Source organism: Nocardia sp. CA-136227 (assembly GCF_050955695.1).
GTDB lineage: Bacteria > Actinomycetota > Actinomycetes > Mycobacteriales > Mycobacteriaceae > Nocardia.
Map to the genome: position 1 here is coordinate 2,809,759 of NZ_CP192081.1, position 10,862 is coordinate 2,820,620.

At 64.1% G+C, this 10,862-nt stretch carries 9 protein-coding genes; 8 read left to right on the forward strand and 1 reads right to left on the reverse strand.

The annotated features are described in order from the left end of the window. Positions 1–13 precede the first annotated feature (13 nt). Positions 14–1,666 (reverse strand): acyl-CoA synthetase, encoded by a 1,653-nt coding sequence (locus ACQP06_RS12950; RefSeq protein WP_433672440.1) that lies wholly within the window; start codon positions 1,664–1,666, stop codon positions 14–16. Positions 1,667–1,879: 213 nt separating this feature from the next. On the opposite strand from ACQP06_RS12950, the gene ACQP06_RS12955 reads away from it, so the two are divergent. The 8 genes from ACQP06_RS12955 (at position 1,880) to ACQP06_RS12990 (ending at position 10,841) form a co-directional block, all read left to right on the forward strand. Further along, on the forward strand, positions 1,880–3,214 hold the full coding sequence (locus ACQP06_RS12955) for a cytochrome P450 (RefSeq protein WP_433672441.1): 1,335 nt from the start codon (positions 1,880–1,882) through the stop codon (positions 3,212–3,214). Positions 3,215–3,218: 4 nt separating this feature from the next. Continuing rightward, positions 3,219–4,349: a cytochrome P450 gene (locus ACQP06_RS12960; RefSeq protein ID WP_433672442.1), complete on the forward strand. Its 1,131-nt coding sequence runs from the start codon at positions 3,219–3,221 to the stop codon at positions 4,347–4,349. 85 nt (positions 4,350–4,434) lie between these two features. After that, positions 4,435–5,388, forward strand: coding sequence for a hypothetical protein (locus ACQP06_RS12965; protein WP_433672443.1), 954 nt, complete (start codon positions 4,435–4,437; stop codon positions 5,386–5,388). 34 nt (positions 5,389–5,422) lie between these two features. After that, positions 5,423–6,400: an aromatic ring-hydroxylating oxygenase subunit alpha gene (locus tag ACQP06_RS12970; protein ID WP_433672444.1), complete on the forward strand. Its 978-nt coding sequence runs from the start codon at positions 5,423–5,425 to the stop codon at positions 6,398–6,400. Positions 6,401–6,489: 89 nt separating this feature from the next. Next, positions 6,490–7,773: a cytochrome P450 gene (locus ACQP06_RS12975; protein ID WP_433672445.1), complete on the forward strand. Its 1,284-nt coding sequence runs from the start codon at positions 6,490–6,492 to the stop codon at positions 7,771–7,773. 141 nt (positions 7,774–7,914) lie between these two features. Continuing rightward, entirely contained in the window at positions 7,915–9,132 is a 1,218-nt protein-coding gene (locus ACQP06_RS12980; RefSeq protein WP_433672446.1) for a cytochrome P450 family protein, read from the forward strand. A gap of 26 nt (positions 9,133–9,158) precedes the next feature. Further along, a complete protein-coding gene (locus tag ACQP06_RS12985) occupies positions 9,159–9,917 on the forward strand; it encodes a thioesterase II family protein (RefSeq protein ID WP_433672447.1) in 759 nt (252 codons plus the stop codon). A gap of 63 nt (positions 9,918–9,980) precedes the next feature. Then, positions 9,981–10,841, forward strand: coding sequence for a class I SAM-dependent methyltransferase (locus tag ACQP06_RS12990; RefSeq protein WP_433672448.1), 861 nt, complete (start codon positions 9,981–9,983; stop codon positions 10,839–10,841). The last annotated feature ends 21 nt before the right edge of the window (positions 10,842–10,862 follow it).

The following is a 10,862-nucleotide window of genomic DNA, read 5'->3' on the forward strand; positions in this document are numbered from 1 at the left end:
CGTCACAGGCGGTTCACCCCGCCGCGCCCGGTTCGCCGCTGGGCGCGGCGGACAGCTTGCGCGCTTTCTCCGGGTTCGTCGCCGCGTATTTCTTCGCCCACGGATAGTTGGCCTTGCCGCTGGGCTGGCGTTCGATTTGTTCGAGAATCCAGAATGTGCGTGGCACCTTGTAACCCGCGATCTTGGTGCGAACGTGGTCGCCCAATTCCGCGACATCGACCGTCGCACCCTCGCGCGGCTGCACGACGGCAGCCACCGACCAGCCGAAACGGTCGTCCGGAATGCCGATCACCACCGTGTCGAAGACGTCCGGGTGCGATTTCAGCGCACCCTCGACCTCCTCCGGGAACACCTTCTCGCCACCGGTGTTGATGCATTCCGAGCCGCGTCCCAGCATGGTGACCGTGCCGTCCTGCTCATAGCGGACGTAATCGCCGGGCACGACATATCGCTGCCCGTCGATCTCGACGAACATCGCCCTGCTCTTCTCCGGATCCTTGTAATAGCCGAGCGGCACCGGTCCACCGCGGGCCAGCCTTCCCACCGCGCCGGGCTCGGGCTCGACGAGGTTGCCGTCGTCGTCGATCAGCACCGCTTGTTTGCTGAAGTTCACTCGAGGCCCATCCGAGTGATCGGAGCCCTTGGTCACCTGGCCGATTCCGGTCAATCCGCTCTCCGAGGAACCTATGTTGTCGGTGATGATCAGGTTCGGGAACGTGTCGAGGTACCGCAACTTGAGGGATTGGGAGAACAGTGCCGCGCCACTGCTCAATGTGATCAGTGAGGACGCGTCGTGGTCGCCCGCCAGATAGGTGTCCAGCAGCGGGCGTGCCATCGCGTCGCCCGCGATCTGCAGGAGATGGACCCCGTGCCTTTCGACCGCGAGCCAGACGGCGGCCGGGTCGAACTGCGGTACCAGAACGACCGTGCCGCCGGAGTTCAACGCCATGAAAGCTGTCCACTGCGCCGCATGGATCATCGGCGTCGCGGGTAGCCAGATCATCGCGAAGTCGGTGGCTTTGGCTTGATTCGCGTAGTGGTACTCATCGGTAATGTACTCACCGGTGACATGTTGGATGCCGCCGCCCAGCGCACGCCAGATGTCCTCGTGCCGCCACACCACGCCCTTCGGATACCCGGTGGTGCCGCCCGTGTAGAGGATGTAGCTGTCCTCGGAACTGCGTTCGTCGAAGTCACGCATCGACGACTGGGCGGCTAGCGCGGCCTCGTACTCGAAACCCGCGTAGCGCGTGTAATCCAGATCCGACCCGTCCTGGATGACGATCACGTGCTCGAGCGTCTCGATCTGCGGCGCGACGTCGGCGACGATGTCGGAGTACCGGCGTTCGTGAATCAACGCGACCAGATCGGCGTTGCCGGCGATGTGCCGGACCTCGTCGGCGACGTAGCGGTAGTTCACGCTCACCGGAATCGCACGCAGTTTGAAGGCGGCATACATCGCCTCGATCGCTTCGATCGAGTTACGCGAGTACACCCCGACATGGTCGCCCTCGCCGATGCCACGGGTCGCCAGGTGGTGCGCCAAGCGGTTCGCCCGCTCATCGAGCTCCCTGTAGGTGACCTGGCGATCGCCGCAGTGGATAGCTGTGCGTTCCGGCACCGCGTCGACGGCGTGTTCGAAAAGATCGGCAACGTTGAAAGCCATGCCGCCAAAGGTAGAACGAGTTACAGTTTGGGGCAACGGGTGTGAAACGCCGTCCTCCTCGCGGTGCCATCGTGGCTATTACGTTGCGGGAGAACGGCTTACCGGTACGCGCGGATGGCGATGCCGGACTCGTTCCTGCCATGGACGTCAGGCGCTGAGAGCGGAAACGTAAGCGGTGCAGCGTAATTGCTGTGCCCGGTTCACTCCCAAGGCGTGGCATGGATCGTCTGTGTCTGCACGAAACTCTCAGTGTTGCAGTCGATATGGTTCGCTTCATCCCCTCGAAACTGGGGGGTCGGAACCGGCCCCGGTACCGGTTGCGCCGGACTGATACGTGTTCTACTGTCTGCCGGAAGAAGATCGGTATCAGATCCGAAATCGCCTGTGTGGCAATCGATTACGCAGTGCTACTGCTTGGAGAGTGTGGCAATGATGAGTACCGAATCCACCGCGCTGGGCTGCCCGGTCAGTCGCATCACCACCCAAACCGGGGATGATGCATGGCTGGTGACCGGCTATGCACTCGTGCGAAAGATGTTCTGCGACAAGCGACTTGGTCGAGCGCATCCGACCCCGGAGACGGCTCCGCGTAAGACGGAGTCGGTGATGTTCGGTGGTCCGATCGGCAACTTCGACACCGAGTGGGAGGACCATGAACGGCTGCGGGCGCAGCTCAATCCGCTCTTCTCGCCGACCGCGATGCGCGAACTGCTGCCCCGCGTCGAATCGGTCACCGCGCAGGTGTTGGACGAATTCGCCGCCCTCGGATCGCCGGCCGACTTTCACGAGCACGTCGCGAGTCGCCTACCGGTGCTTGTGATCTGTGAGCTCCTGGGCGTGCCGTTCGAGGACCGGGACAAGCTCCAGCAGTGGAGTGCGGCGATATTCGACACCCGTGACGGGCAGAAGTCCGCTCAGGCGGGTGCCGAGTGGTTCGTCTATTGCCTGGCATTGATTCAGCGCAAACGCGTGGAGCCGGGCCCGGACGTGCTGTCCCGGCTGTGCGAGAACCCCGAGCTCACAGACGACTCGATCGCCACGTTGGCGATGGTGTTGTTGTTGGCGGGGCAGGAGACGACCGTAGTCGAACTGGGCCTGGGCTTGGTGAAGCTGCTCGAGAACCGTGGTCAGTGGCAGCAGCTGGCGGACGATCCGCAGATCATCCCCAGTGCGATGGAAGAGCTACTGCGGGTACAAGATTCGACCGGATTCGTGCGCTACGCCCGGACCGACATGGAAATCGAAGGGCAACGATTCGCCACGGGCGATCTTGTCCTGCTCGACGTGGATTCAGCCAATCACGACCCCGAGATCTTCGCCGATCCGTACGAACTCGACGTAACGCGAAAGGAGAGCGGGCATCTGGCGTTCGGGTACGGACCGCACTACTGTGTCGGCGCACCGCTGGCCCGCATCGAGCTCTCCGTCGTATTCGGCCAACTGATCGCGAAGTTCCCGACGATGCGACTCGCGGTCGACTCGTCGGCCTTGACGATGCGAGACGACGTGGTCACCAAGGGCCTGGTCGCCTTGCCGGTGGAGTGGTGACCGGATGACACTCGAAACGTCTGCTGCCGGCTGCCCGATCGACCACCGCACCATCCGCCGGATCACCACCGCGATGGGCCATGAGGGCTGGCTGGTGTCGGAATACGATCACGTGCGAAAACTGTTCTCCGATCCGAAGCTCGGTCGTGCCCATCCGGCACCGGAAACGGCAGCACGGGTTGCGGAGTCGACATTCTTCGGCGGGCCGATGGGCGACTTCGCCACCGAGCACGCCGAGCACGAGCGAATGCGCGGCATTCTGCAGCCGCACTTCGCGCCATCGAAAATGCGCGCGTTTCGCGGGCGCGTCGAGGAAATCGCCTCGGGGCTTTTCGACACCATGGCGGAGCAAGGATCTCCAGCCGATCTCTATGGGGCGGTGGCGGCGCGGTTGCCGCTGATGGCGATCGGCGAGCTGCTGGGTGTACCGGTCGGGGAGCGCGACGGCCTGCGTGGCTGGACAGATGCCATGGCTGTCGCCACCGACGGTCTCAAAGCGGCTACCGCGGCAGGCGAAATGCTCAAGTACTGCCTGACATTGGTGGTTCGCAAGCGCGCCGACCCGGCCGACGACGTCCTCTCCCGGTTGTGCGAGCGTGAGGACCTCACCGACTCCGGGGCCGCTATGCTCGCGATGGTCATGCTGTTCGCCGGACATGAGACCTCGGTCGTCCAGATCGGCATGGGCGCCATGCACCTGTTGCGGGATCGTGAGCAATGGCAGATGCTGGTGGACCGACCCGAGTTGGTAGCCGGCGCAACCGAAGAACTGCTGCGCGTGCCGAATGCCGTGGGCCTGCCCCGTTATGCCCGAGAGGATTTCAAGGTCGACGGAGTCGAGATCGGCGCGGGCGAGCTGGTGGTTTTGGATCTCACTGCGGCCAATCACGACGCGGCGGTGTTCCAGGATCCGGATCGTATCGACATCGCCCGGAAAGAGGCGGCGCATCTGACATTCGGATACGGCGTCCGGTATTGCGTGGGCGCACCGCTGGCCCGAGTCGAACTGCAAGCCGTCTATTCGCAGCTTGTGTCGCGATTCCCCACTATGCGGCTGGCAGTCGATCCGGCCGATGTGCGAATGCGAGAGGACAGATTCACCGGCGGAGTCGCCGAGCTCCCCGTCATCTGGTGAATCGATTGGCGCCGACGCCACATTACCCACAATCGGCCGTGCTCGAGATGACGTGCGGTCATTCCGTCACAGACCAGGGAAAGTCATGCGGGTTTCATTTCTGTTCGGGGGACAGGTAACGGTCGACGCCGCTGTGGTGAGGGAATTCCACCATCGCAGCCCGGCCGTTCGTAAGGCGTATGCGGAGGCCGCCGTCATAGCCGGCCTCTCCGAGGCGGAGTTCCTCATCGCGGACGAGGACGAGGCATCGGAGGATCGTCACAGTCGTAATGCATTGCGACACACCGCATTAACGCTCGGACTGGTCGACGACCTGGTTGAACAGGGGGTCGAGGCCGATGCGGTAGGGGGGCTGAGCCTGGGGGCGCTGATCGCCATCTGCGTGGCGGGTGCGATCGAGCGACACGAGTTGTACGCCATGCTTCACCACCGTCGCCTGGTGCCGCCAACCGGCCCCGATGTTCCGGAACAGGGCATGATGCTGATCGGCACGGCGGTAGCGGACCGTCCGGAGAATTACTATGGTCCCGATCATCCGGGCGTGTATCTCGCCGTCGACACCGGGCCGGTCGATCTCGAGCGGCGCTCCTTCGTCGTCTCCGGCTACCGCTCGTCGTTGAACAGGGTGCAGGCGGCCGCTCCCGACGGTGTTCACATGTTCTTGTTCCCGGGCTACCACGGGGCATTCCATTCGCCGTTGCAGCAGCACGCCGTCGATTTCATGAGCCCGTTCATCAACGCCATGACAGTTCGAGACCCGAAGGTGCCGATCTGTTCCCCGGTGAACTCGAGGACCCTCAGCACCGCCTACGAAGTCCGCGAATTCATGTTGGGGCACAATCTATTACCCGCGCGATACGAGCCACTGGTCGAAGAGATGGACAATCTCGGCAGCCAGGCCGCGCTGGTGGTCGGCCCCGGCTTGCCCGCACCCGTGGTCCAGCCGTTTCCGGTCGAGCTGTTCACCCAGCCGTCCGACTTCGATCGGCGTGCCGAATTACTCGAGATGCTCGGCGGCATCCGCTCCGAGATCGTTTGAAAGACAGGCCTCACCAATGCAATACAATAGCCAGTTGCCGATAGAGGTGGCCGACCCACTGCCGCGCGCCGCCGAATCCTCTGCCCCACTGGGATATCCGATGGGCTGGTTCTGGGTTGCCGACGCCCGAGAGCTGAAGCCGGGAACAGTGCGACGGTCGCGGTTGATGGATGGCGATGTCGTGGTCTATCGGACCCGTTCGGGCTTGGTGCGTGCGGTGCGACCGTATTGCCCACACCTGGGTGCGCATTTGGGCGCGGGCGGCACCGTCGCGGGCGAGAATCTGGTGTGCCCGTTCCACCATTTCGAATTCGCCCCCGACGGGCGTTGTGTGGACAGTCCCGACGGGGCCACCATCCCGGTCGGGTTGAATCATTACGAACTGCGTGAGCAGCACGGCCAGGTGTTCGTCTGGCAGGGTCCGGAGGGGCAGTCGCCGACTTGGGAGCTGCCCGAGGTCGCAGATTTCGGAGTGGCACCGATCTTCGGGTGGTCGAGAGAGATCCCGACGCATGCTCAGGAGTTGGCGGAGAACGCCGCCGACTTTCGGCATTTATCCGTCCTGCATGACGTTCACATGGCGGAGGCCGAGCCGTGTGAGGCGGACGGGCCGATATTCCGGGTGCATACCCGATCGACCGGACAGGGCCGCGTCGGCCTCTTCGAGAGCCGCCAGACAATTGTGATGGCGGGCTTGGGCTACACCCATATTCGGTTCGCGATTCCGCGACTGGGAGTGGTGGCGCACATGTGGGCCATGCAAACGCCGATCGCGCCCTGGCGGACGCATGTGTACTCGGTTTTCGCCTGGGAGAGTACGGGCGGGGCCGTGTCCCGGGTGCTCGCTCCCGTAGTCGCTCGACTCGCCTCGCAGGCAATGACAAAGGTGCTCAGTGAGGATATTCCGATCTGGGAGAACAAACGCTACAACCCGCATCCGCGTCTCGTAGCGGGCGAGTCGACGCTGAGCCGATTCCGGCTCTGGACACGTCAGTTCTACCCGTCGGAATAGGCTCAGCGGTTGCGGGTGGCCCCCGGCGGCCTATATTGAGATCGCGAGGCGTTGGCGCCCGCGGTTTTCGTGACGGCACAGGGGTTTTGATGAACGCGAGGTACGCGGTCAGGTGGGCGGCGGAGCATGGGTTGCCGCGGCTGGGGTTTCTCGCGCTGCGCGGCATGGGAGATCCGTTCGCGCGGCTGATGAGTGGGGACGAAGGCTACGATGACCCGTACTCGCTGATCGATCAGCTGCGTGGCGACGGCGGGGTGCGGGTCACGCGCGCTGGTTATGCGGTCTTCGAATATGAGCTGTGCCGGGAAATCCTGCGCGACAGGCGATTCGGGGTCCGCCTGCCGATCGACCCGTCCGTGCCGTTCCCGTTGCGCCGCTACGCCGAACGAGTTGTGCTGCCGCCCAACCCGATCGAGCCGCCGTCCATGTTCGCGCAGGACCCGCCGGAGCACGGACGGATGCGCAAACCCGTCGCCTCCGCCTTCACGCCCCGCGCCGTCGCCCGCCTGGGTGATCGGGTCCGCGAGGTCACCGCGGAGCTGCTCGACGCGATGGCCGCGCACGAATCCGTGGACCTGATGGCGGATTTCGCCGCGCAGGTGCCAATCGCCGTCATCGCGGAAATTATGGGCTTCCCGGCGGCCGATCGCCCGCTGTTCCTGCGCTGGGGGAGCCACGTCGCTCCGCTGCTGGATGTCGGAATTTCCTGGCAGGCCCACCGTCGCGCCATGGCCGCGACCGGGGCGATGCGGGACTACCTGGCCGCCCACATCGAGAAGTTGCGCCGTGAACCGGGCGACGACATCTTCAGTCTCCTGGTCTCCACCGGCGACCTGAACACCACCGAATTGCTGGCCAGCGCGAACGTGCTGATGGGTGCGGGTTTCGAGACCACCATGAACCTGCTCGGCAATGCCGTCCCGCTGCTGTTGTCCCATTCCGATCAACTCGATCTCCTGCGCGCCGAGCCCGAACGCTGGCCGCTGGCGATCGAGGAAATGCTGCGATTCGACACGTCGGTCCAGATGACGGCCCGTCGCGTCCTGGAACCGGTGGAATTCGACGGCGGTGTTCCCCTCGTGCCGGGGAAGTCACTCGTCGTCTCGCTGGCGGGTGCCAACCGCGATCCCGTCAAATTCCCTGACCCGCACCGCTTCGACGTCACCCGCACCAATGCCAAGGAACACCTCTCCTTCGGCACCGGTATGCACGGTTGCATCGGCGCGAGCCTGACGCGACTGGAGATCCTGCAGGCCTTGCCCGCTCTGTTCGAACGCTTCCCCGACATCCGCCTCGACGGCGAGCCGACTCGCCGCCGGCTGTCCACTCTGCGCGGTTACTCACACATGCCCGTTCGGCTGAAGTCTCTTTGATACTGGGTGGTAAGTTTCGCTGTAATGCGACAACGACCCCCATCGACGTGGTGTCGGTGAGGCGGGTCGGCCCCGCATGTCCTCCGCTGGAACAAGATTGAGGCAGTACGGGGTTCGGCCCCGCGGCTCAGGAGTTGGTCCTTGAATACTGAAGCGATTGTGCTGGATCCGACGGGCGCCGATGTTCAGGCTGAGAACGAGCGGATACGCCTGCGCGGACCGGTCTCGTTGGTGGGGTTGCCCGGTGGGGTATCGGCCTGGGCGGTCACCGATGCGGCTGTGCTGAAAGAACTTCTCGCCGATCCCCGGGTGTCGAAGGATCCACGCCAGCACTGGACGGCCTACAAGAACGGGGAGATCGATCAGCGGTGGCCGTTGCACCCGTGGGTGATTGCGGAGAACATGTTCACCGCTTACGGCCCCCAGCACCGCCGCCTCCGCAAGCTCGTGGCCCCGGCGTTCACCAATCGTCGTACCACCCTGATGCGCCCGGGAATCGAAGCCATTGTCGATGGACTGCTGAAGCGGCTGGATGCCATTCCGACGGGTGAGGTCGTCGACTTGCGGCCCACCTACGCGTACCCGGTGCCGATCCAGGTCATCGGTGAATTGCTCGGCGTACCAAAGCATCTGGATGCCAAGATCAATGCGTGCGTCGACGGGTTCTTCGACACTTCCTTCACGCCGGCGCAGTCCAAGGCCAATGTCCTCAAAATGGTTTCGCTCATGGGGCAACTGATCTTCTACCGGCGCGGCCACCCCGGCGACGACATTACGAGTGCGCTGATCTCGGCCGTCGACGAGGACTCCGACCGGCTGACGCAGAAAGAAGTGATCGACACCTTGATCCTGGTGATCAATGCCGGTCACGAGACCACGGTCAACCTGCTCGACCAGGCGATCGTCGCTTTGCTGACCAATCCGGAACAGCGGGCCGACGTACTCGCCGGCCGGGTGCCCTGGTCGGAGGTGATCGAGGAAGCGCTGCGATACCAGCCGCCGATCACGCATCTGCCCCTGCGATACGCGGTCGAGGATATCGAGATCGCCGGTGTTCGGATCGCCGCGGGCGAGGCGATCCTCGCCTCCTACGGGGCCGCGAGCCGGGACCCGGGAGTTCACGGTGACACCGCGGGGGATTTCGACGTGCACCGGGCGAACAAGGAGCACATCGCCTTCGGGTACGGCGCGCACCATTGTCTCGGCGCGCCCTTGGCCCGGCTCGAGGCGGCGATCGCACTCCCGGCCCTGTTCGAGCGGTTTCCGACCATGCGATTGGCGGTGGACCCCGCCGAGCTCCGGCCGCTGGGCAGCTTCGTCTCCAACGGTCATCAGTCGGTCCCCGTTCTGCTGCAATGACATTCACCGATTCGCCGAGAGGTCCCATGGGAAACGCCAGCTGGTTGCGTAGCTTGTCCGCCGGATCGGAGGATGGCGCCCATACTCTGATCTGCTTTCCCCACGCCGGCGGATCGGCTATTTCCTACGGGCCGCTGGCCAGAACGCTGGGACCGCGATTTCGTGTGCTCGGTGTGCAATACCCCGGGCGCCAGGATCGCCGGCGCGAACCGTTACTCGGAAGTGTCGCCGACCTTGTCGAGGGTATGCTGCCGGAAATTCGCGAACTGATTCCGCGGACCGCGGGCTACTCGCTGTTCGGTCACAGCATGGGTGCGGCGGTGGCGTTCGAGACCTGCCGTCGTCTCGAACAGGACCAGGCGATGCGGCCGGCCGCATTGTTCGTATCGGGTCGAATCTCACCGGCGCGGAAGAGTTCTCACGTTGTGCACCGGTACAACGATCAGGAATTGATCCGGCACCTGTTGGACTTCGGCGGCACTCCCGCGGCGCTGCTGGAGGATCCCGATTTTCGGTCGATCATTCTGTCGGTCACGAGAAGTGACTACCGCGCGATCGAAACCTACGCGTGCGCACCGGGCGCCACGGTGGAGTGTCCGCTCGTGGCGCTGGTCGGCGACAGTGATCCCGCCACCAGCGATGCCGACCTGAAAGAGTGGCAGCCGCATACCACCGGGCCCTTCACGCAGACGTCGTTTCCGGGCGGCCACTTCTACATCGATGCCAACGCGCACGGTGTGGCCGACCTGATTCGCGATCATAGCGCCCGCGCATCCTCGAAGTAGCGGTGCCGGTCGACGCCACTCTCCCGTCGTACCCGCCGCGAATTGTTGTGCGAGACTACAACTATGGCTGAAACCGCTGGACCCATTTCGAATGTTTCGGACACCGCCCACTGGGTGGCCGCATACCGCGCGATCGAATCCGCCCGTACCGATGCGCTCTTTCACGACCCGCTCGCGGAGCGGCTCGCCGGCGAAACCGGCAAGGCCATCGTCGCGAATGAACCACGCAATGCGCTGGCCGGCTGGAACTTGGTCACGAGAACCAGAGTCATCGATGATCTGATCACCGAAACCCTCGCCGAGGGCTGCGATCTGGTCATCAATATGGCGGCGGGTCTGGATGCGCGGCCGTATCGTCTCGAGCTGCCCGCCGATCTCCGCTGGATCGAAGCCGATTTCCCGGATTTGATCGCCGAGAAGAACCGTCTGCTGGAAGGTGAGACCCCCCGCTGCGTTCTCACTCGCGCCGCGGTCGATCTCGCGGACCCGAATGCGCGCGACCAGTTCCTGGATCAGGCGCTCGAGGGTGCGAAGAAGGCGCTCGTATTGACCGAGGGACTGGTGTACTACCTGTCCGAAGGCGAGGTCTCGGGATTGGCCGCGGCACTGGCGCGGACCGAAATCAACTGGTGGATCATGGATGTGAACAACAAGCCTGTGGTCGATCGGTTCAACCGAACGAACGAGAAGCTACTCGAGAATTCACCCTGGAAATTCGGGCCGCTCGAACCGCTGCGATTCTTCGCCGACGCGGGTTGGACCGCGGACGAGGTAGTCGGATTGTTCCGTATGGCAGCCCGATTCCGCCGGTTGCCCCCGCTGCTGTGGTCGCTCGCCTTCGCACCTGTCGGCCCTCGGATTCCGGTCGGGGCCAAGCGGATTCCGTGGTGTGCGGCGGTTCGGCTCACCTACACCGGCGCATGATCGGATAGATCAGCCGGGAGG

Bases quoted from the DNA above. Each gene is read 5' to 3' on its own strand.
- ACQP06_RS12985 (WP_433672447.1), top strand. From the start codon at position 9,159: ATGGGAAACGCCAGCTGGTTGCGTAGCTTGTCCGCCGGATCGGAGGAT.
- ACQP06_RS12960 (WP_433672442.1), top strand. From the start codon at position 3,219: ATGACACTCGAAACGTCTGCTGCCGGCTGCCCGATCGACCACCGCACC.
- ACQP06_RS12950 (WP_433672440.1), bottom strand. From the start codon at position 1,666: ATGGCTTTCAACGTTGCCGATCTTTTCGAACACGCCGTCGACGCGGTG.
- ACQP06_RS12975 (WP_433672445.1), top strand. From the start codon at position 6,490: ATGAACGCGAGGTACGCGGTCAGGTGGGCGGCGGAGCATGGGTTGCCG.
- ACQP06_RS12965 (WP_433672443.1), top strand. From the start codon at position 4,435: ATGCGGGTTTCATTTCTGTTCGGGGGACAGGTAACGGTCGACGCCGCT.
- ACQP06_RS12990 (WP_433672448.1), top strand. From the start codon at position 9,981: ATGGCTGAAACCGCTGGACCCATTTCGAATGTTTCGGACACCGCCCAC.